The organism is Streptomyces sp. NPDC001604 (assembly GCF_042893475.1).
Taxonomy (GTDB): Bacteria; Actinomycetota; Actinomycetes; order Streptomycetales; family Streptomycetaceae; genus Streptomyces.
This window is the reverse complement of record NZ_JBIAUY010000007.1, coordinates 56,669-77,986: the sequence shown is the minus strand read 5'-3', so window position 1 is coordinate 77,986 and position 21,318 is coordinate 56,669. Positions and strand designations below refer to the sequence as shown.

Below are 21,318 nucleotides of genomic sequence, written 5' to 3'. Positions count from 1 at the left end.
CTCCGGGGGCCGTTCAGTCCCCGGTCCTTTCCCCCACCCTGTTAGGAGCCGCACAATGAAGTCGCTCTCCTCCGCACCGCCCGCACGCGCATCGCGCACCAGACGCCGAGCCATCTCGTCCGCGGCCGTCCTCCTGGCCACCCTGGCCGCCACCCTGGTGCCCGCCGGCCCGTCACAGGCCGCGGACACCACCGTCGCCGTCGACTTCTCCGTCGCCGGGGGCGCTCCCACGTACCACGCCTCGGGCACCCTGTACGGGATGACCGAAAACGGTTCGCTGCCCCAGGACCACTTCTACAAGGACATCAAGTGGAAGCTGGAGCGGGCCGGCGGCGCCCAGCTGGACAGCCCGGGAGGCTGGGTCGCCGGCAAGTACGACCGCCGGTGGAACTCCACCCTGGCGCAGTACAAGCGCACCAAGGCGCTTGGCGGAACTTTCGTCATCCTGCCGCACGACCTCTGGGGCGCCGACGGCACCACCACGCCCACCTTCCCCGGTGACAACGGCGACTGGTCCAGCTTCGACGCCTTCTACAACCGCCTTCTGAGCGACGTCAAGGCCGCGGGCATGACCGACATCGAGTGGGACGTCTGGAACGAGCCCGACTGCCCAGGGTTCTGGGGTTCCGGCATGCCCCAGTACCTGGAGATGTGGAAGCGCGCCTACCAGAAGATCCGGGCCGCCATCCCCGGCGCCGTCGTCGTCGGCGCGAGCACCTGCGGCCACCCCAATGTGGACAACGGCTGGTGGACCACGTACCTCGACTACGTGAAGGCGAACAAGGTCGAGCCGGACATCTACAGCTGGCACGACCTGCCCGGGGACCCGGTCGCGCACAGCAACTCCCTCAAGACCCTGCTGTCGGCGCGGTCGATGACGACCAGCCGGCCCTTCCAGATCAACGAGTACGGCGCCAGCAACGAGCAGAATCCCGGCCGCGGCGGCTGGTACATCTCCCGTCTGGAGCGCGCCGGAGCGGACGGCCTGCGCGCCAACTGGGCGTGGGGTGCCAACCTGCACGACTTCGAGGCGAACCTGCTCACCAAGAACAGCTCCGGCCAGTACCTGCCGCTCGGCGAGTGGTTCCTGTACCGGTACTACGGCTCCCAGACCGGAAACATCGTGAACCTCACGCCCGGTACGAACACCGACGGGCTGGCGACGAAGGACAACTCCGCGCGGAACGCGAAGATCCTGCTGGGCAGCAACGGCAACACCGGCAATGTCACCGTCAGCCTCAACCGTCTCGACACCACCTCGGTCGTGGAGAACGGCCGGGTCCGCGCGATGGTCCAGCGCATACCGAACAACGGCGGCGGCGCGGTGACGGGTCCGGTGACGGTCTCCGACCAGACCCTGACCGTGAACGGGAACTCGGCTTCGGTGAGCGTGCCGTGGACTGACTCCGCGGACGGCTACACGGTCACGCTGCTGCCGCCGTCGAACACGACCGTCTCCACCGTCGCGGTGGCTCAGCACAGTGGTCAGTGCCTGGACGACACCAACCTCAGCACCGCCGACGGCACCCAGTACCAGCAGTACTCCTGCGAGGGCGGCTACCAGCAGATGCTGGACTTCAAGCCGGTCGCCGGCCGGGCGAACACCTACACCATCGTGAATGAGCACAGCGGCAAGTGCCTGGACGTCTCGGGCGCCTCCACGGCCGACGGCGCGGCCGTCATCCAGTGGACCTGCAGCGGCACCACGAACCAGATGTTCACCCTGAACCCGGTGACCGCGCTGGGCAACAGCAAGGACTACCAACTGGTCGCGGTGCACAGCGGCAAGTGCGTCGACGTCAGCGGGGTCTCGACCACGGCAGGCGCGCTGATCCACCAGTGGACCTGTGACCCGGCGAGCGCACTGAACAACAAGAGGAACCAGATCTGGCGGCTCCTCGGCAAGAGCTGACGGCGCTTCTCACACGTGCGGCCGTCCGGTGCCGCCGCCGGACGGCCACCCGTGCTGTGCACTGCGGATGGGCTTCGCGGCCGGGTGCGCCCAGCATCCGTATAACTCCCCGATGCTCCGAATGCCTGGACTCACCAACGGCTCGCGGGACCGCTGCCACACAAAGTGACCTCTCCATGCACAGGGTTGATCTCGCCACTTCCGTGCTCCTCCCGACGTTCGAGGAAAGGGCGAAGATGACCCGTCCGACCGTGGGCCCGCGGGCGGCTCGCCCCCGCCGTGTGCTGGCGCCAGTCGCCGTGGTCCTGTACCTGGTGGCCGCCCTCCTGGTCGGCGGCGCGACACCCGCTGCCGCACTCACGAAGCCGGTCATCAACGGACCGGTGTTCAACGACCCGCTGGGCACGCCGGAACAGCAGAAGGCGATCTTCACCCAGCTCGTCCGGCTGATCGACGCGACGCCCGCCGGTGCCACGATCCGCGGTTCGATGTACGAATTCCAGGACCAGGAGGTTGCCGACGCGCTGCTCGCTGCCGACGAGCGCGGCGTCAACGTCAAGCTCATCGTCGACGAGTCGACCTACGAGGGCGCCGCAGGCGTCGCGTACGACAACCCGGTCTACCAGGCCCTCAAAGCCGGCCTCGGAAACAATGACGCCGCCCGCTCCTGGATCGTCGTCTGCGACGACAAATTCGAGGACGACGACGGCGTGGACGACGTGGTGCGCGGCTGCTTGAGTGTCGCTCCGCCCGCACCGGCCTACAACCACAACAAGTACTTCATCTTCTCCAGGATCGGGCCCTTCGACGACGGCACCAGCTACTCGAAGGTCGTCTTCCAGACCTCCTCGAACCTCTCCGACTGGTACAAAGTCGAGTCCTTCAACGACGCCGTGACTTTCGTGAACCCCACCGTGTACGACGCCTACGCGTCCTACCACGAGAAGCAGCGCGCTGGGCGCTACCTCTCAGGCGGCAACAACCACGTGTACTTCTCCACCCCGACCGGCTCGACCTACCGGGCCTTTTTCTTCCCGCGCGGCGACGCCTCGTACAACAATCCGGCCACCGACACCATCGTCAACGCGCTGAACGAGGTCAGCTGCGCCTACACCGGCACGGACGGGAAACGGCACCAGACCGACATCCGCATCGTGGTGCACGCCTTCTACGGCTCGCGCATCCAGGTCGCCGACAAGCTGGCCCAACTGCGCGGCGCGGGCTGCTGGATCGACATCATCTACGCCGAGACCGACTCCAAGATCACCAACAAACTGACCGCCGCCGGCATCCAGCACCGCAGGTGCCGCATTCCCAACGGCCCGGGAATCGACGTCCGTCCGCACAACAAGGAGATCCTGATCGACGGCGACTTCGGCGGCAGCATCACACCGCGCGTCTACACGGGCAGTGCCAATCTGGCCGGGTCGTCGCTGCGTTCGGCCGACGAGGCGATCGTGCGAATCGTCAGTGCGTCGTACCACGCGAAGTATCTGAGCACGTTCTACAAGATCCGCTCGGCCTGCGGCGGTTGACGGGCCCGGCTGCTGCTTTCTCGGCGGTCATCCACCGCCGTCGAGATCCGTCCGCTGCCGCAGCACCCGTAGCTCATGGCCGACGAGCAGCATCTCGTACAACTTCCCGCGTGCGTTCTCGAACGGGCGGTGAAGGACCATCATCAGCCGGTCGTCGAAGGTGTGGAACAGCATGCCGTGACCGCTGTCGTCCCGGACCAGCGGCCGCTGCTGCCGCCAGGGCCCGGTGATCTCGCCGGACTCGGAGACGGCGTAGGTCTGCACATAGCCGCCGCTGACGGTGCCGTCCTTGCCGACCAGGTTCTTCTCGTACGTCGACCACAGCATGAGCAGCGATCCGTCGGGCGTGCGGTACAGCTGGGGCCCGTCGGTGATGTAGGGCGGGAGCTGGGCCGGGACGCCGGCGGGGATCTGCTCGCCGAGCCAGAACGCGTCCGAGCCCTTGAAGAGGAAGACCGGATCTCCGACGGTTCCCGTCAGGTCCGGGGCCAGCCGGATCGCCTCCATGGTCCCGTCGATGGTCTGCAGCCACTCGTGTGCGTACACCATCCAGGGCTGACCGGACGGGTCGACGTGGAGGGTGCCGTCGAGGGTCATCAGGTTCTCGGGCGGGGTGGGCCGTGCGGGGTCGACGGCGGTGAAGGGGCCCAGCAGCGAGTCGGACACGGCGGTGATGGTGCCGCGCATGTAGTTGCGGAGCTGGAACGGTGTGCCCCACTGGTTGGCGGGTGGCACCGGCAGCGGCCTGTCCTCGTTGTGGAGGGTGGTGAACAGGTAGTACCGGCCGCCCAGTTCATGGACCTCCGGCGCCCAACCGCCGTCCGTCGCCCAGATTCCGCTCTGCTCACCGGCCCGGAAGACGACCACGGGGCGCGTCCAGTCCCGTAGGTCCTGGCTGCGGTAGACCATCGTGCCGGTGCCGTCCACGCCCGATACGGACGGCTCGTTGGAGGTGTAGAGGTAGTACGTGCGGGTCGTCCGGTCGGCGACCATGAACGGATCGTGCAACGGCATGTCGGGAAGCTGCATGAGCTCGTTCTCAGCCACCGTCGAAGAATACGTTCCGGCGGAGGCCTACTTTCCGGCGATCTCCCCGAACCGGTCGAGCAGCGCGTCAAGGCCCGCGGCAAGGCCCTCCGGTCCGCCCGGCTCGGTGAGGGCGGGGGCCGCCTTGCGCAACCCGGGCAGCTCCTGGGGCGGCATGCGGTGCAGACCGAGACGGAACGCCGGATCCTGCTCGTCGGGGTTGTCCACCATCGGCCTCAGCTCCACGGACACATAGCCCAGCAGCCAGGCCGTGAAAGCCCGGAACACGGCCGCCGCACCGGCGCCGTCGAGCCCGGCCTCCCCGAGCAGCGCGAGGACCCTCTCATGATCCTTGAGCACGGCGAGCGGCCGCCGCGCGAGCGGGACGGCGAGCATCCGGGTGGTGAGCAGCGGGACCGCCTGGGGATGGGCGAGGCAGACCTCGTAGGTGGCGCGGGCGATGCGGTGGAGTTCGGCGCGCCACGACGGTCCATCGGCGACGGCCTCCGCCTCGGCGGTCAGGCGTTCCTCGAGTTCCAGGTACAGGGCTTCGACGAGGCCGTCGAGGAGGGCGTCCTTGCTCGCCGCGTACCGGTAGAGCGCCATCGCTTCCACGCCGAGTTCGGCTCCCAGCCGGCGCATGCTCAGCGCGGAGAGCCCTTCGCGATCGACCAGCGCCAGGGCGGCGCCCAGGACGCGTTCACGATTGAGCCTGCCGTAGCGGCCGCGATCGCTGGCGCGGCGCGCGGGGCTCGGCCCGGGGGGCCTCACCATCACCCTGCCTCCTCGTTGCGTATCGACGCAAAACCGCCTGTATACAATGTAAACACGGGAGGGCGTGATGGCTGGCTTTTGCGCTTGCACTGGGCGTGCTGCCCGGCGAAGCCGAAACGCCCAAATTACAGCAAAATGGTAAATATTCTCTTGACTGGCTTTCGTAAAGCCCGTGAGGATGAGGGACAGGTCGAACCCCGAACGGGACCCACAGAACCGGAGGGGATCTCGTGTATTCCGCCGAGCCCAGCTGGGCCTCCAAGCCCACTCCGCACCCACTGAGGCGCGCTGCTGACTGGCCTGCCCGTTTCCAGGGTCCGCACCGCTCTGCTCCGCGTACTTTCCCCGACTGGGTCGGCGCCCATCCCAGGCGTCGGGCGTCGGACCGTGTCACCGCCGCTACCCAGGGACGCCGTCGCGCGCCGCTTCGCACCGCAGCACCCCGGCGTCGGCGTACCCACACTGCTGCCCGGCGAGCAGGAGGCCGTCGCAGCGACGGCCCGGAGGGCGGTTCAGAAGGCGGCCACGCCGCCGCGCCGGTCTGCCCCGTCAGCGCCGCAGCATCGGAAGTGAATCTTCTGGTGCAGCGGCGCTTTTCGTTGCCCGCTTCACCGGTTGCCCCGCAATCAGCCGGTTTGCTTCCCGCTGTCGCTCTCAATTCCCCTCACTGCCTGCGTCAGCAGCCACTGCCGCGATGGAGGTGAGTTCCCGTGGTATTCCTCGTGCCGCCAAGCCCGGCGAAGCGTGAGGCCCAGCCACACGGCGTCATTCCCCCGTGCCTCAGACGCCCCCCAGTGGAACTCGAGGTCGTCATTCCCGCCGTCAACGAGGAGCGACGCCTGCCTCCCACCATCGCGGCGGCGGTGGATTACCTCGCCGGACAGCCCTGGTCGTCCGCGGTGGTCGTGGTGGACAACGACAGCGTGGACTGCACGATCGACGTGCCGGAGCGCTTCGACAACCCCGTGACTCCGGTCCATGTGATCGGCTGCAGTGAGCACGGCAAGGGCGCCGCCGTCCGACGGGGCATCGTCACCTCGGCAGCGCGTTTCATCGGTTTCGTCGACGCAGACAGCGCGACGCCCATCGAGACCCTGGACAAGGTGCTCCCGCTGCTCAGGGACGGGTACGCGGCGGTGATCGCCTCCCGGCACATCTCCGGCTCCCGCTGTGAGCAGGAGACCGCGCTGCGCCGGTGCGGCGGCTGGATGTTCCGGAGGCTGGCGCGGCTCTCCCTGCCGGACATCGCCGACACCCAGTGCGGTTTCAAGTTCTTCGACGGACCGCTCGTACAGAACGTGGCGGCGACCTGCCAGGTGAACGGATTCGCCTTCGACGTGGAACTGCTGGCGCGGCTGGTGCAGGCCGGCGGGACGGTCGCCGAGGTACCCGTCTCCTGGTCGGACGTGCCCGGATCGACGTTCTCGGCCCGACGCGACGGTATCCGCTCCATGGCGGACGTGCTCCGTATCTCTCTCGCGCGGTGATTCCCGATGACTGCTCTCGAGCACATTGCTCGCACCAACGTCCTCTTCCTGAACTGGCGTGACCCGGCCCACCCGCAGGCCGGGGGCGCAGAGGCGTACTGCTTCGAGATCGCCCGACGACTGGCCGACTCGGGCGCACGGGTGACCCTCTTCGCTGCGCGCTTCCCCGGCTCCCGGGCGGGCGAGTCGGTCGACGGGGTGCGCGTACTGCGCGACGGCGGCACGTTCGGGGTCTATCTCGCCGCGGCCGCCCATATCCTGAGGAACCGTCACATCTACGACGCGGTCGTCGACTTCCAGAACGGCATCCCCTTTTTCTCACCGCTGTTCACACCACGCTGGACCGCGAACATCTGCGTCATCCACCACATCCACCAGAAGCAGTTCGACCTGTTCTTTCCGTGGCCCATGAACGCCGTAGGCCGATTGCTGGAGAAGCACATCAGCCGCTGGGTCTACCGCGGGCGTGCCGTCGTCGTCGTCTCACCATCCACGCGGCAGGGCGTACGCGTGGAGCTCGGGTTTCACAACCCGATCTACCTCGTGCCCAACGGCAGCCCCCGGCCGTATGCCGCACGTGTTGCCCGTGCCGCGACGCCGACCGTCGCCGTCGTCAGCCGGATGACACCCCAAAAACGGGTAGACCTTCTGCTGCGGGCCCTTCCTGAGCTGCGACGGCGGTGGCCCGATCTGCGCGTCGACTTGGCAGGCGACGGCACCGAGCTGCCCAGCCTGCGCGACCTGGCCTCCGCGCTCGGTCTTGATGCCGCCGTCGAGTTCCACGGCCACGTCAGCGAGGAGGAGAAGCGAGCCCTGCTCGGCACGGCATGGCTCACGGTTGTGCCGTCCTTCGCCGAAGGGTGGGGTCTGACCGTCATCGAGGCGAACTCCATGGGCACACCCGCGCTTGCCTTTGACGTCCCCGGCCTGCGCGACGCCGTCCAACACGGCTACAACGGCTGGTTGATACCCACCTCAGTGCCACTGTCCCAAGGGATCGCTGCTGCTCTCACGGAGCTCTGCGACGCAGACACCCGCGATCGGACCGCGGAGCGCTGCCGTGCCTGGAGCGCGCGGTTCTCCTGGGACGACAGCGCCGAGCGCCTCGCCGAGGTGGTGCTGGAGGAGTCCCGGCGCGTTCACCGGCACCGCAGATCACGCCGACGGACCAGCGATCTTGCTGTCATCTCGCAGTTCAGCGCCCAGAACGGCGACGACGTCGAGCACGCTCTGAACACCGTCCTGCGGGAGACCGATCGGTGGAGCCGACGGGGCGACTCCTTCCGCCTGCTGCTGCATGGTTGCGACGAGCTCCGCGCTGCCCAGGCGCTGCGACGGCTGGGCGTGGTCGAGGCCGCGTTCCGGCTGGCGCGCCGGCGAGAAGAGCTCGTACGACCGGATGTGAGTGATGTGGGCACGCCGAGGGCGACGCCCACGCCGACCGACTTGTGGCGCGGCGGGGGCCTGATAGGGCGGGATCCCGCATGACCGCCTTCCGTACGGCCACGAGCAAGCGGTCGGCAGCCGGCCCGGACACGCTGACGGCGGTGCACGGGGCGCGCTGGTTCACCGCGGCCGCCCTCCTCACGGGCGTTGTGAACTACGGATACGCCCTGCTCATGACCCGGCTGCTGGACGTGGGCTCGTACGCCCGGTTCGTAGCGGGCCAGTGGCTGCTGCTGAGCGCGGTCACTGTGGCGACAGTGACGGTCCCGTGGGTGCTGGCGCAGGCACTGGTCCGCGCCCGGACGGACGCCGAGCGAGGCGACGCGGGCCGGTTCGCGATCATCACGAGCACCGCGGGCGGTCTGGTCGCCGGCGGTCTGGTCGCCGCCATCGCAACCCGCTTCGCCGGAGGCACCATGACTCTGGTGCTGGCGCTGTGCACGCTGTTGATCTATGTCCGGACGGTGACTGTGGGCTGGCTCCAGGGCGAGGAGCGCCTACGGACGCTGTCGCTGCTGGAGATGGCAGAAGTGGTGATGAAGGCGGCGGGTGGCGTCTTCCTCGTGCTGACCCTCGGGCTGGGCGCCACCGGTGCGGTGGCGGCCTTCGGGATCGGCGTCCTGCCGTTCCTGCTGTGGTGGCCGACTCTGCCCCCGGGCAGTGGTCGGCCCTGGCGCAGTGCGTCGGCCAACCGGGACCTGTGGCGGCATGCGCTCGGAATCGCCCGGCTGCAGGGACTGGTGGCGTTGATGGCCGCGATCGACGTCGTGCTGGTGACCGTGCTGCCCACCGACCGGCCTGCCGCGGCGAGCTACCAGGCGAGCGTCACGCTCTCCCGGGTGCCGCTGTTCGTGGCTGCCGCGGTGTCCATGGCCTTCTTTCCGGCGTTGTCCCGGCGGCGGGCAGGCAGCTCACTCAGCGGCAGCGCCGTGCGGATGTATCTCATCGTCACCGTGCCATTCGCCGCGACGGCCGCGACCATGCCCGGCGTCGTGCTGAACGCGGTCTTCCCCGCCGACTACAGCATGATGAGCACCCTGATGGCGTTCACCGCGGTCACGGGTTTCACGCTCGGCACCATCAATCTGATCGTCACCTTTTTCCAGGCCGTGGACGACTACGGCTGCGTACGCCGCCAAGTCGTCGGCATGGTTGGCTACGTCGCGGCTCTCCTGGTCGGCTGGCGGATCGGTGGCGTACGAGGCTTCGCCGTGGGAGGGGCGCTGGGCAGCGCCGGGGCGCTCGCCCTGCTGCTCCACCTGCTCATCCGCCGACAGGGGATGGCGTTCCTGCGCCGCTTGCCCCTGGTCGAACCGGTGCTGCTCGCAGGGGTGTTGGTGCTGACGCACCGGTATCCACTCGTATGGCTGATCGCCGCGACGGTCATCGGCGTACGAGCAGTGGAGCGGTTTCTCTGGCACTCAGGCGCACCGGATCCAACGGAGAGCCCGCCAGAAATGGATCACCACCGCCCGCCGGGCCGCGTCGTCGAACAGTGTGTTGCCATGACCACCAACCAACTGGGCACAGCCATGACTTACCAACCAGAAGACCATCACCCGGTGGCGCACTCCGGTCCTGTGGACGAGCGACCCGACCGTCTCCTCGTGGACGCCGTCTGGCGAGGAGAAGTGCGGCCGACCGACGAATCCACGCTGCGGCGTGCGCTGTCCATCGCGCGCGCCAACCAGGTGGAGGGACGGCTCGCGCGTGCGTATCCGCGGCAGTTGGCGGATGTTGTCACCGAGGTCGACACCGCCAACGAGCTGTTCCGCAAGAACCTGTGCGAAGTCACCTATCGCCTGCACGATGCGGACATCCCCACGGTGCTGATCAAGGCGGACCTGACCGGTGACTATGTGTACGGCAACTTTGATCTGGTGGTGCCGGATGGGTGCTGGGCGGCCGCCTGCGACGCCCTGGAGGGCTGGTATGCCTACCGTTCGACCTACTGGCTGGAGCGCTCCACCAAGGCGCTGCTAGAACCGCGCCGCGGCCCGGCGGCGCATTTGCACAGTGCCGTGTCGTGGTTCGGTGTACCGGTGATCGCCACCCACCGCCTCTTCGATCGGGCCTCGCCCGACGGGGGGCCTTGGCTGGTGCCGCACCCGGCGGACGAACTGCGAATATGGCTGGCGCACGGCCTGTTCCAGAACCTCTCACTCGATCTGTCCGAGCTGTTCGCGCTACGGGATCTGCTGCTGCCGGACATAGTGGCCGACGCGTGGCGGGAGGCCGCGCGAGAGGGATGGCTCGCCGGGGGGTCTCGGGCACTCGCCGTCGCGATCGATGCCATGCGCCGACTCGACCGGGGGACGCCGCCCAGGCTGCCGGTGCCGCTTCCGGTGGCCGCGTCCCTCCGTGTGGGGGCGGAGCACTCGCTGCATCTCCTGCGCCATGGACGCACACGGGTCGCGGCGCGAGAGGCCGCCCTACGGGTGCCGCTCGTCGTCGCCAAGAAGCGAAGGATGCTTGTCCCATGAACCGCCGCCCCCTGCTGGTCTGTGTGACCGGGCCGGACGGCGCCGGGAAAACGTCCCTGGCCGAACGAGTGACGACAGAACTGCGCAGCCACGGATACGCCGTGGAGAACCGGTACTGCTACGGCTGTGTCGTCTGCCGCCGACTACCGCGAAGAGTTCGGTTCCGGTTCACCGCGTCCGCCGGGGAGCACCGGTCGATCGTCACGCGTGTCGGTACCTGGGCCGGCCGGCTGCATGGCTGGGTGGACGCGGCGGAGCTCGCCGTCCGCCTGGCGGCGGCGGGTGTGCGGGCCCGCCTCTCCGCCCGGGGACGGCCGACCGCTGTGGTGACCGATCGCGGCCCGCTCGACGGGCTCGTCAAGTTCGACCCCGCGCCCGGCTCGGGCCTGGCAGCCGCCTTCACACGACTGTCGCGGGAACCGCAGGTCACCCTGCTCCTGGACGCAGAGCCCGAGGTGCTCGCCGAGCGCGACGGCGAGTACGCGACCGGTCCGCTGGCGGACCTGCGGGACTGCTACCGGCGCTGGGCCACGCGGCTGCCGTACGTGCACATGGTGGACGCCGCCGGTTCGCCGGTCGCGGTCGCGACGGCGGCCATGCGGTGGGTGCTGACGCACCAGCGGGCCCGGGCGGCGACCGACGGCATGAAACACGTGGTGATCTCGACCTTCGACGACATCCGCAACCCGCACTACCACGGCGGCGGCGCGCTGCTCGTGGCCAAGGTCGCCCGCCGCCTCGCCGCGGAACACCGGGTCACGGTCGTCACCGTGACAGCGCACGGCGGCAGCGAGACCCGCGACGGTGTGTGCTATCGCGGGCTGCCCCTCGGCTGGGCCGGACCACGCTTCGGGCAGCTGCTCTATCACGCCCTGTTGCCGCTCACGGCGCGCCGGTTGCCGCACGACCTGTGGCTCGAGAGCTTCACGCCGCCGTTCTCCACCGGTTTCCTTCCGCTGTTCTCCCACAGCCGCGTGGTGGGAGTCGCCCAGTCGCTGAGCGGCGCCGCCATGTCACGCAGATATCACCTTCCCTTCTACCTGTTGGAGCGCTTCGGGCTGCGGTTCTACAAGGACGTCGTCGTCCTGAACGAGGCCGATGGCGCGACTGTCCATCGCCACTCGCCCGCAGCAGCCATACATCTCATCCACAACGGCGTCGAGCAGCCCTCTGTCGACACGGAGGGGGTTGGCGACGGCAATTACATCGCCTTCCTTGGACGCATGAATGTGCGGGAGAAGGGACTGGACCTCCTGCTCGCCGCCTACTGCCTTGGCTCTCCGTCGATGCAGCTACTGCTGGCCGGTGCCGGCACCCGAGGGGAGGAGGCCGAGCTGACGAGGCTGCTCGGCGCCGCTGGAACCGACGCACGCTGGATCGGCGAGGTTACGGGCGACCGCAAGCGCCACTTCCTGGAGAACTGCGCCTTCACGGTGCTGCCGTCCCGGAGCGAGGCGTTTGGGTGCGCGGCGCTGGAGAGCATGTCGTACGGCAAGCCGGTGTTGCACTTCGATCTGCCCACCCTGCGCTGGATGGGTGGCGGCGGGCACATCGCTGTCCCGGCCTTCGACGTTGATGCCCTGGCACGGCAGTTGCGCGCTCTCGCGGCGGATGAGCAGGCACGACGACGGCTGGGGCACCAGGCGTACCAAACCGCACGGCGTTTCCCGTGGGAACGGACGACCGGCCAGTATCTGGCTCTCGTCCGCCGGTTGCTGGATTCGCCCCGTCCGCCCTGCAGATCCCCCCGTGCTCGCACTCGGGAAAAGAAGCGAGAGGACGCCGGATCATGGCAGCCGACCCACTGACCGCTGCGATCGACGCGGGCACACCACTTGTCGTGCTCTCACCGCATCTGGATGACGCGGTGCTGTCCTGCGGAGCGCTGATGTCCTATGCGGCCCGGCGCACGAAAGTGCGGGTGGCGACCTTCTTCACTGAGGCCGGTGTCCCGCCGTACACCTTCTCCGGGCGGCGATACCTGCGGCAGGTCGGACAGCCCGACGCCGAGCGTCTGTACCGGGACCGGCGCACCGAGGACCGAGAAGTGCTGGAGCGGCTCGGGATCGAGGGGCTTCACTTCGGGCTGATCGATGGCCTGTTCCGCCGCAAGCCGGTGGCGAGCGGTGAACGCTTGGGCGGGGTGCGTAGAGTGCTGCCCGAGGCAGCGCACGTCTATCCCACGTACCGGCTGCTCGCTATGGGCCGGATCTCCCGGTACGACGCCAGCGAGCTTGGTCATGTGCGGGCCTCGCTGGACGAGTTGGTGTCCCTGCCGCACACGGTCCTGCTGGCCCCTGCGGGGGTGGGCGGACACGTGGACCATGTGTTGGTGCGGACAGCCGCCGAGCTCAGCTGCGAACCGGTGGTCTACTACAGCGACTTCCCCTACAACCAGCGGCACCGTCCCGACCCCGACTTCGTCGAGCGGAACGCTGTGGTCGACCTGGAGTGGGTACGGGGGCTCGCCGCCAAGTCGGAGCTGGTGCGGGGGTACCGCTCGCAGGTGGGCGCGCTCTTCCCCAGCGGGTGTATCCCTGTGGTGCCGGAGATCTATCTGCTCGCCGACGGCGAAGGGGGAAGCGGCGGCTGGATGGGGGGCCCGTCATGGCCGTCGTGAGCAGAGCACTGCCCGTGTCGGCGGCGTGGCTTCGCACGGTACCGCTCTGGGCGTTGGCCGGCGCCGTGGGCGTGCTCACCGGACTGGTCAGACTGGTCGGGTTCGGCCCTGCATCGGACGTGTTCGGTGACGAGGTCTATTACTGGCGCATCGGCCAGTCCGTGCACTCCGGCGGTTTCCCCGGGTTTCACGACGGGCGGTTCTTTCTGCACCCGCCCGGCTACTTCTATCTCGAGAGCGGCTGGGAGCGACTGTTCGGCGCGCGCACGGACGTAATTTCCGGCGTGTACGAGATGCGTCTGCTCAACGTACTGCTTGCCGCCCTCACGGCCGCGGTGCTGGTGCTGCTGATGGCTCGCGTGAGCGGATCCACCCCGGCGTCGCTCACGGTGGGCGTGCTCTTCGCCCTTGACCCGTTTGCCCTGAGGATCAACGGACGAGTCCTCCTCGAGACGTCGATGATGCTCTGGGTGGTGCTGGGTTATCTGGTGCTGCTGCCATTGGCAGGCCATGATCCGCGCTCCCGGACGCGACCTCGAGCCGCCGCAGCGGGGCTCCTTTTCGGCCTGGCAGTCGTGACGAAGGACGTAGCGGCCCTCATCACTGTGCTGCCGCTGCTCGCCGCCGCCGTCTTCGTCTGGCAGTCACGGCGGTCACTGCCGCTGCTCGCCGCCGGTTGCGCCATCGTCCCGTACGGGATCTACGTTTGCGTCGTCGCGGCCACAGGCCATTTCCAGGAGTTCTGGGTGGCGAAGACGTACGGCGTCAGGCGGCTGCTTGGCCAGATCCAGGAGACCGGCTTCAACTCCCGGAACGCACCGGCGCTCTCCCAGCGGGTCACCGAGGGACTGAGCAACTTCGGGAGCAGCTATGTGCTCCTGGCTCTGGGTCCCCTCGCGTTGGTGGCGCTGCTGCGCTGGGGTGGGGCCTCCCGGCGTCTCCTGGTGCTCTGGTATCTGTCCGCGGGATTCGCTCTCACCTACGCCGTCCTCCAGGGCACGTTGGAGGAGCAGGAGCTGTACCTGCTGCTCGTACCGACGATGGTGGTCGTGGTGCTGGCGGCCCTTCGTCTGTCCGAGCGGCGAACCGGGCGTCCTCGTCAGCGCGTCTCCATCCGGGCTGTCGGGACTGTCCTCGTACTGGTGCTGGCCCTGACGTCGTCCGCCATCACTTATGCGTCGGGCCGGTCGCAGCCCGACGACGGTTACGCGCGGCTGCGCCAGTACATGCTGCAGCATGTGCGCACGGGTAGTCGGGTCACCTCGGCGAGCGGTTCGGCGGACCTGGTCCTGGAGGACCACTACCGTGTGGGCCGCTGGAGGACGCCGGAGGACCGGGCGAAGAGCAAGGTGGCGTACGTCGTTGTGCCATGGCGACTGGTCGAGCAGCATTACTCCCCGTTCACCGTGCGACAGATGCGGCTTCTCACCCGGCGGGGCGTGGTCCTCTTCTCCTTCCACGGTCGTTCGTACGGCAGAGTGGCGTTGTACCGGCTGCCGGTGCCGCCGACGGGTGGTCACGGTGGCTAGCGGCTCGGGGCGGACTCGGGTGCTGCTCTTCACCAGCTCTCCCTACGAAGGCGGAGCGGGAGCCGACACCCGGCTGGCCGCGTCGATCGCCGACAGCATGCCGGACCGGGACTTCCTTTGGTTCACCCGGTGGCCCCCGCACGGGCCGACCGGTCAGGTCCGCGGCCGGGGGATGCCCATCGTGTCTCGGGATGGCGCTCCGCACCTGCCGGAGCGACTTCAAGCGGCCGTCCTCGGAGGTGTCCTGTCCCGCCGCACGGATCTGGTGCATGCGGTACTGACCATCGGGGGCACCTACCCCCTGTTCTCCCGGCTGCGGCGGGGGCTTCTCGGCGCAGGTCCCGTCATCCACACAGTGCCCGGAGTGATGGATCCCGCTCTGCTGGAGCGGGCGCGTCCGCTGGGAGTCACCGTCGCCCTCTCGGAGGCGACGGCGGGGCAGTTGCGCGCGGCGGGCTTCGGGGACGTGCGGGTGATTCCCCCGATGATCACGTTGGCCCGATGGCAGTGGCGGGCACGCGCTCGGGGCACGCCCGTCGTCCTGTTCGCCGGTCACCACGATCCGGAAGGCGGTGCCCAGGAGGCGATCGCAGCGGCCGCGCAGGCGTACCGCTGCGGGGCGCGGTTCCACCTGGTGCTGGCCATGAGGGACCGGCCTGGGCAGAACCGGCGCGCGCTGGAAGCGGGGCTGCGAACACTGGCGGCCCGGGAGGGGCTCCCTCGGGTCGACGTCCACGGCATGGTCTCCGACATGCCCGCGCTGCTGGCGGCGGCGGACGTCCTGCTGTTCCCCCCGCGCCGACTCGGCGGGAAGGCGGACATCCCGTTCGTCGTGCTGGAGGCGATGGCCACGGGACGCCCGGTGATCCTCAGCGATCTACCGCAGTTCGCCGCACTGGGGGAGGCGCCGCTGCGCGCGCCCGTCGGAGACCCGATACGGACGGGTGAGCTGCTGCTGCGGTTGCTGGAGCAGCCGCAGCAGTGGGAGATGCTCGCGCGCCACGGGCGTGTCACGGTGGAGGAGCGGTTCGGCCCCGGCTGTTTCCGAGTGCAGTACGAACGTTTGTACAGGGAGGTCCTGGGGTGAACCCGGCACAACGAGTCAGAGCCCGACGTGGGGCCGACAGGGCCGCACGCTACCGGCAGCCCGTGGGGGTTCTCGCGGCCGTTTTCCTCGTCCTGGCATGCAGTCGAGTTCCACATCCCGACGAGGGCCGGTACTTCTTCGGAACCTTGCTGACCATGGCTGACAAGGCGAGCCTGGAGAGGAGCAGCGGCATTCAAGTCGCCCATCTGCAGATGTACTGGGACCGGTACGAAACTCAGGAGGGGGAGTACTCCTCCGACTACATTGACAGTGTCAAACGCGAGTTGGACCAGTTCCAGCAGGCGGGGTTTCTGGTCGAGGTGGGCCTGGGCCTGAATCACGCGCCCGGCTGGCTCTTCGAGAAGTATCCGGAGGCCGCCTTTGTGAACCAGTTCGGAGGCCGCCTCACGAACACGCCCAACACGGTCTTCAGCCACACGGTGCGGGAGAAGGCGCAGCGCTATGTCGAACGGGTGGCCAAGGACATCGGGCTGGACAACTTCTGGGCCATACGGGTCGGTGTGAGTGAGACCGGCGAGTTCAGTTATCCCCAGGGCGGCCCCGGTGGCACGAGTGAGAACTCCTACTGGGCATTCGACGAGAACGCCCAGAGCCAGACTGCGGCCGGCCGTCCGGCAACTGTCCCCGCGAACCCGTTCCCCGGCTGGCGACCGGGGCAGCGTGACTACCAGGGAAAGACGTTCACCGAGGACCAGGTCCGCGAGTGGTATGACTGGTATCTCGGAGCTCTGTCCGATGCTGTGAACTGGCAGGTCTGGTATTACAAGTCGCTGGGCTACAAGGGGTACTTGAAGGTCCTCGTGCCGGGCGGCGGCTATTACCCTCAGGACTACCAGCGCGCTGTCGCCCAGTATTTGGACGGTCCGGCGGAGAACCGCCTGATCGCGCTCGGTGTGGGATTCTTCAAGACCGTGGGCCAGATTCGTGACCACCAGAAGGTGGAGATCGTGCCGACCTCGCTGGTGGACGGCACGGGGCAGCCGACGAACAACGGTTGCGACCCAACAGATCGCCAGGTGGACGTCCTAAACCCGCCCCAGAACGTTGACGCCGAATGGTCGTCGATGCGGTGGGTCAGCCGCATTGCCCGGCGCTACCACTTCTCCCTCCTGAACGGGGAAAGCGCCGGGCCCCGTGTGAGTCCCTACTATCCCGGGGTCATGGACGACGCGGCCCAGCAGATGCAGACCTGCGGATTGCAGGGGCTGATGTGGGCCTTCGACAACAATCTCTACGACGGCACTCGCGGTTCGTCGCTCGCGGACTATGCAGCGGTGATCTCCCGGTACAACTGAGGTGAGCGCGATGGACGTCACGGTCCTTCGACCCGATGAGCTGACCGCAGCAGACATCGACTCGTGGCACGCCATGCAGTGTGCCGATCTGGCATTGGCCAGCCCCTTCATGTCTCCCGAGTTCGCCCGGGTGGTGGGCCACCAACGCGCGACCGCCCGGGTTGCGCGGCTTACTCGGGGGTCCCGCACCGTCGGGTTCTTCCCCTTCGAACGGCATGCCCTCGGCTTCGGCAAGCCCATCGGCTCCGGCTTCTGCGACTGTCAGGGCTTGATTCACGAACCGGGCCTCGGCTGGGACCCGATGGAACTGCTGCGGGCGTGTGGTCTCGCGACCTGGGAGTACGACCATCTGGCGGCTGGCCAAATCCCCTTCGAGACCGAGGGCACTCACCTCGCCAAAGCCACCTCGCCCATCATCGAACTGAATAGCGAGGCCCAGACCTACGTCGAACGTCTACGGCACAGCTTCGTGAAGGCGTTGCGGAGGAAGGAGCGGAAACTGGGCCGCGAAGTGGGCCCGCTCCGTCTGGTCTTTGAGGAGGCGGATCCCAAGCTGCTGGACACCCTGATCCGCTGGAAGTCCGCCCAGCTGCGGGCCAAGGGGCATCTGGACATGCTCTCCAAGGTGTGGTTCCTGACGATTCTCCGTGAGCTGTTCGGGCTGCCCTCCGAATTCTGTTCGGGCATCGTGTCCGTGCTGTACGCGGGCGAAGAGCCGGTCGCCATGCGCTACCAATTGCTCTCGCGCCGGGTGCTCGCCAGCTGGTTCCCCGTTTACCACAGTCGGTTCTCCCGGTACTCGCCTGGAATCCTGCTCTGTCTCAAACTCGCCGAGACCGCGGGGACTCGCGGCATCGCCTATATCGACCTGGGCAAGGGCACGGAGCACTACAAGACCGATCTCAAAACGGCGGAGCTGAGCCTCAGCGAGGGATACGTGGAGCGGCACACCGCCAAGGCGGCGCTGTGCCGACTGCGGATGGCGTCCGATAGTGCCGTTCACGCGGCGGTCCGTGCCAATCCGACGCTGCATCGCGCCGCCGCCAGAGCGGCCAACGTGGCCGAACGGCTGCGGTGAGGGTCGGCGCGGGGCTCTTGTCGCGTACAGAATTGACTGCGGTCATCACTCGGTTAGAATGTACGTATACATCGTAAATATACGGTGTTGGAGCGTGTCCGTAACTGTGGCATACGGCGAGGCGCTGTCACCCATGAACACTCTCATCGAGGACTACGCCCTCCTAAGCGACCTGGAGACCGCCGCCATGATCGGCCGCGACGGCTCCGTCGACTGGCTGTGTCTGCCACGGTTCGACTCCCCGGCGTGTCTGGCCGCGCTGCTCGGCACACCGGACAACGGGTTCTGGCGGGTCGCGCCCGTCGGCGGCGGGTCCTGCGCGCACCGGTCGTACCGGCCCGACACACTGGTCCTGGACTCGCGGTGGGAGACCCCGACGGGGGTCGTGCGGGTCACGGACTTCATGCCGCCGCGGGTGGGGGTGCCTTGTCTGGTCCGGGTGGTGGAGGGACTCTCGGGCTCCGTGGCCATGCGCAGCGAGCTGCGGCTGCGCTTCCACCAGGGTCGGGTCGTGCCCTGGGTCCGGGCCGTCGACCGGTGTGCGGTGGCGGTCGCCGGCCCGGACGCCGTCTGGCTGGGTGCCGACGGGGCCGTACGGGAACCGGGTGGTGTCGAGGCCACGGTCCACGAGTTCACCGTCCCGGCCGGACGGCGACTCGCGCTGACGCTGGTGTGGTCGCCCTCGCACCTGCCCGAACCGCCCACACCGCTGAGCGTCCCGGCCGAGACGCTGCTCAAGGAGACGGCCGACTACTGGCGGACCTGGACCGCCCAGTGCTGCTACGAAGGGCCGTGGCGGGATGCCGTGGTGCGGTCACTGATCACCTTGAAGGCGCTCATCTACGCCCCCACGGGCGGCATCGTGGCGGCCCCCACCACCTCCCTGCCCGGTTGCATCGGCGGCGAGCGCAACTGGGACTACCGGTACTGCTGGCTGCGCGACTCCACCTTCGCCCAGTCCTGCCTCCTGCACAGCGGCTACCGGGAGGAGGCGACGGCCTGGCTGGACTGGCTGGTGCGGGCCATCGCCGGCAACCCGTGCGATCTGCAGACCGTGTACGGCGTCGGCGGGCAGCGCCTGCTGCCCGAGTCCGAGGCGCCGTGGCTGGCCGGCTACGAGGGCTCGCGGCCCGTCCGGTTCGGCAACTCCGCGGCGAACCAGTTCCAGCTGGACGTGTACGGCGAGGTCCTCGACACCTTCTGGCTGTCGCTGCGAGCCGGCATCGCGATGCCGGCCCATGTGTGGCATCTGGTGGAGGCGATGATGGGCTATCTGCAGCGGCACTGGCACGAACCGGATCAGGGTCTGTGGCAAATGCGGGGCCCCCGGCGGCAGTTCGTGCACTCCAAGGTCATGGCGTGGGTTGCCGCCGACCGCGCCCTGCGGATGGGGGAGCTGCTCGGCCGCAACGGCTCCTCCGGTGAATGGCGCGCTATGCGGGACGAGGTGCACCGCCAGGTCTGCCAGGAGGGCTGGGATTCCGGACAGCGCAGCTTCGTGCAGTCCTACGGCTCGCCGGCGCTGGACGCCTCGGTCCTGCTGATGCCACGGTTCGGCTTCCTGCCCGCCCGTGACCGGCGGATGCGCGGCACCGTCCGCGCGATGCGCCGGCTCGAGCTCGGGGGCTTCGTGCGGCGCTACGCGTCGGACGGCGCCGGAGTCCATGAAGTGGACGGTGTGCACGGATCGGACGGTGCCTTCGTGTCCTGCTCCCTCTGGTACGCGGACGCCCTTGCCGCGACCGGCCACGTCGAACAGGCCCGGGACCTCTTCGAGCGCGTGCTCGCCGTGCGCAACGACCTCGGCCTGCTCTCGGAGCAGTGGGATCCCGACGCGGGCCGTCAACTGGGCAACGCCCCCAAGGCGTTCAGTCACATCGCCCTGGTGGAGACGGCGTTCGCGCTCAGGGCTTCGGCTCCGGGCGCCGCTCGGCACCGGCGTACCCGTTCGGGTTGAGCCGCTGGAAGCGCCACGCGTCCCGGCAGATGTCCGCAAGGGTTCGGGTGGGCCGCCAGCCCCAGGCGCGGCTGACGGCGCTCGCGTCGGCGACGAGTGCGGCGACGTCTCCGGGACGGCGTGGCCCCACTTCGTACGGAATGGGCTTGGCACTGGCCTCGGAGAAGGCGTCGACCACGTCCAGGACCGAAATGCCCTGCCCCAGGCCGAGGTTGAACACCTGCATGCCAGGGGCGTCGGCGAGGTGGTCGAGCGCTATGCGGTGCGCCTCGACGGTGTCCATGATGTGGATGTAGTCGCGGACCGCGGTGCCGTCCGGGGTGGGATAGTCACCGCCGAACACCTGCAGCCGCTTGCTGTGGCCGAGGGCGACCTGCGCCACGTGCGGCATGAGGTTGTCGGGGGCGCCCTGAGGGTCCTCGCCGAGCAGTCCGCTGGGATGCGCGCCGGCCGGGTTGAAGTAGCGCAGGCACAACACCGTGTACTCGGGGCGGTGGCGGCAGACATCGTCGAGGATCTGCTCGCAGGCGCGCTTCGAAGCCGCGTAGGGGTTGGTCGGCCTGGCCGGGGTCGATTCGTCGAGTGGGCGTGCGCCCGCGTCGCCGTAGACCGAGCACGAGGAGGAGAACACGAGCCGGTGGACTCCGTGCTCTTGCATCGTGCGCAGCAGCGAGGTGGTGCCGCCCACGTTGGTGTCGTAGTACTCGACCGGCGACTCGACCGATCCGCTCACGGACTTGAGCGCGGCGAAGTGTATGACGGCGTCCACGGGATGCCGGTCGAAGACGGCCGACAGGGCGCGCCGGTCCCGTATGTCCAGTTCGTAGACGGCCCCGACGAACCGGCCCGCGATCCGCTCCACCCGCGCGAAGACATGGGGTGAGCTGTTCGCATAGTCGTCGACCACGATCACCTCGTAACCGTGGTCGAGGAGATCGACGCAGGCGTGGCTGCCGATGAACCCGGCGCCGCCGGTGACGAGGACGGTGGACGGAGCCCAGGAGGGCGCGGCCCCCGGGCGTGCTCGCGCTCGCCGGTACTTGTCCACGGTTCCTCATCGGGCCTGAG

At 68.5% G+C, this 21,318-nt stretch carries 15 protein-coding genes; 12 read left to right on the top strand and 3 right to left on the bottom strand.

Translation table 11 applies throughout. The features are described from left to right. The first annotated feature begins 55 nt into the window (after window positions 1–55). Together ACFY1E_RS20940 and ACFY1E_RS20935 are read left to right on the top strand one after the other, a co-directional pair. Window positions 56–1,912, top strand: a complete 1,857-nt coding sequence (locus ACFY1E_RS20940; protein WP_389078005.1) for an RICIN domain-containing protein — start codon at window positions 56–58, stop codon at window positions 1,910–1,912. A gap of 236 nt (window positions 1,913–2,148) precedes the next feature. Next, window positions 2,149–3,447 (top strand): phosphatidylserine/phosphatidylglycerophosphate/cardiolipin synthase family protein, encoded by a 1,299-nt coding sequence (locus tag ACFY1E_RS20935; RefSeq protein WP_389078001.1) that lies wholly within the window; start codon window positions 2,149–2,151, stop codon window positions 3,445–3,447. A gap of 27 nt (window positions 3,448–3,474) precedes the next feature. Here ACFY1E_RS20935 and ACFY1E_RS20930 read toward each other — a convergent pair whose 3' ends face one another. Continuing rightward, window positions 3,475–4,476, bottom strand: coding sequence for a glycoside hydrolase family 43 protein (locus tag ACFY1E_RS20930; RefSeq protein ID WP_389078612.1), 1,002 nt, complete (start codon window positions 4,474–4,476; stop codon window positions 3,475–3,477). A 45-nt stretch (window positions 4,477–4,521) separates the two neighbouring features. Beyond that, window positions 4,522–5,247 carry a TetR/AcrR family transcriptional regulator gene (locus tag ACFY1E_RS20925; protein ID WP_389077999.1) on the bottom strand — a complete coding sequence of 242 codons (726 nt, stop codon included), beginning with the start codon at window positions 5,245–5,247 and terminating at the stop codon, window positions 4,522–4,524. A 794-nt stretch (window positions 5,248–6,041) separates the two neighbouring features. Between ACFY1E_RS20925 and ACFY1E_RS20920 the strand changes: the two genes are divergently transcribed. The 10 genes from ACFY1E_RS20920 (at window position 6,042) to ACFY1E_RS20875 (ending at window position 20,250) form a co-directional block, all read left to right on the top strand. Further along, window positions 6,042–6,734 carry a glycosyltransferase gene (locus ACFY1E_RS20920; RefSeq protein WP_389077996.1) on the top strand — a complete coding sequence of 231 codons (693 nt, stop codon included), beginning with the start codon at window positions 6,042–6,044 and terminating at the stop codon, window positions 6,732–6,734. A gap of 6 nt (window positions 6,735–6,740) precedes the next feature. After that, on the top strand, window positions 6,741–8,222 hold the full coding sequence (locus tag ACFY1E_RS20915) for a glycosyltransferase family 4 protein (protein ID WP_389077994.1): 1,482 nt from the start codon (window positions 6,741–6,743) through the stop codon (window positions 8,220–8,222). Then, window positions 8,219–10,663, top strand: a complete 2,445-nt coding sequence (locus ACFY1E_RS20910; protein WP_389077991.1) for a lipopolysaccharide biosynthesis protein — start codon at window positions 8,219–8,221, stop codon at window positions 10,661–10,663. Before ACFY1E_RS20915 ends, ACFY1E_RS20910 begins: the two co-directional genes overlap by 4 nt. Next, window positions 10,660–12,471: a glycosyltransferase gene (locus ACFY1E_RS20905; protein ID WP_389077989.1), complete on the top strand. Its 1,812-nt coding sequence runs from the start codon at window positions 10,660–10,662 to the stop codon at window positions 12,469–12,471. The genes ACFY1E_RS20910 and ACFY1E_RS20905 overlap by 4 nt, the downstream gene beginning before the upstream one ends. Then, window positions 12,453–13,283, top strand: coding sequence for a PIG-L deacetylase family protein (locus tag ACFY1E_RS20900; protein WP_389077986.1), 831 nt, complete (start codon window positions 12,453–12,455; stop codon window positions 13,281–13,283). Before ACFY1E_RS20905 ends, ACFY1E_RS20900 begins: the two co-directional genes overlap by 19 nt. Next, window positions 13,280–14,812 carry an ArnT family glycosyltransferase gene (locus ACFY1E_RS20895; RefSeq protein ID WP_389077984.1) on the top strand — a complete coding sequence of 511 codons (1,533 nt, stop codon included), beginning with the start codon at window positions 13,280–13,282 and terminating at the stop codon, window positions 14,810–14,812. The genes ACFY1E_RS20900 and ACFY1E_RS20895 overlap by 4 nt, the downstream gene beginning before the upstream one ends. Further along, on the top strand, window positions 14,805–15,899 hold the full coding sequence (locus ACFY1E_RS20890) for a glycosyltransferase family 4 protein (RefSeq protein ID WP_389077982.1): 1,095 nt from the start codon (window positions 14,805–14,807) through the stop codon (window positions 15,897–15,899). Before ACFY1E_RS20895 ends, ACFY1E_RS20890 begins: the two co-directional genes overlap by 8 nt. A 155-nt stretch (window positions 15,900–16,054) precedes the next feature. Next, window positions 16,055–17,215 carry a beta-galactosidase gene (locus tag ACFY1E_RS20885; RefSeq protein ID WP_389077980.1) on the top strand — a complete coding sequence of 387 codons (1,161 nt, stop codon included), beginning with the start codon at window positions 16,055–16,057 and terminating at the stop codon, window positions 17,213–17,215. A gap of 10 nt (window positions 17,216–17,225) precedes the next feature. After that, window positions 17,226–18,293, top strand: coding sequence for a GNAT family N-acetyltransferase (locus ACFY1E_RS20880; protein ID WP_389077978.1), 1,068 nt, complete (start codon window positions 17,226–17,228; stop codon window positions 18,291–18,293). Between the two features lie 133 nt (window positions 18,294–18,426). Further along, on the top strand, window positions 18,427–20,250 hold the full coding sequence (locus ACFY1E_RS20875) for a glycoside hydrolase family 15 protein (RefSeq protein WP_389078611.1): 1,824 nt from the start codon (window positions 18,427–18,429) through the stop codon (window positions 20,248–20,250). Here the strand turns inward: ACFY1E_RS20875 and galE are convergent. Then, on the bottom strand, window positions 20,198–21,298 hold the full coding sequence (gene galE / locus ACFY1E_RS20870; RefSeq protein ID WP_389077976.1) for a UDP-glucose 4-epimerase GalE: 1,101 nt from the start codon (window positions 21,296–21,298) through the stop codon (window positions 20,198–20,200). The two genes, ACFY1E_RS20875 and galE, sit on opposite strands and share 53 nt — an antisense overlap. Between the last annotated feature and the right edge of the window lie 20 nt (window positions 21,299–21,318).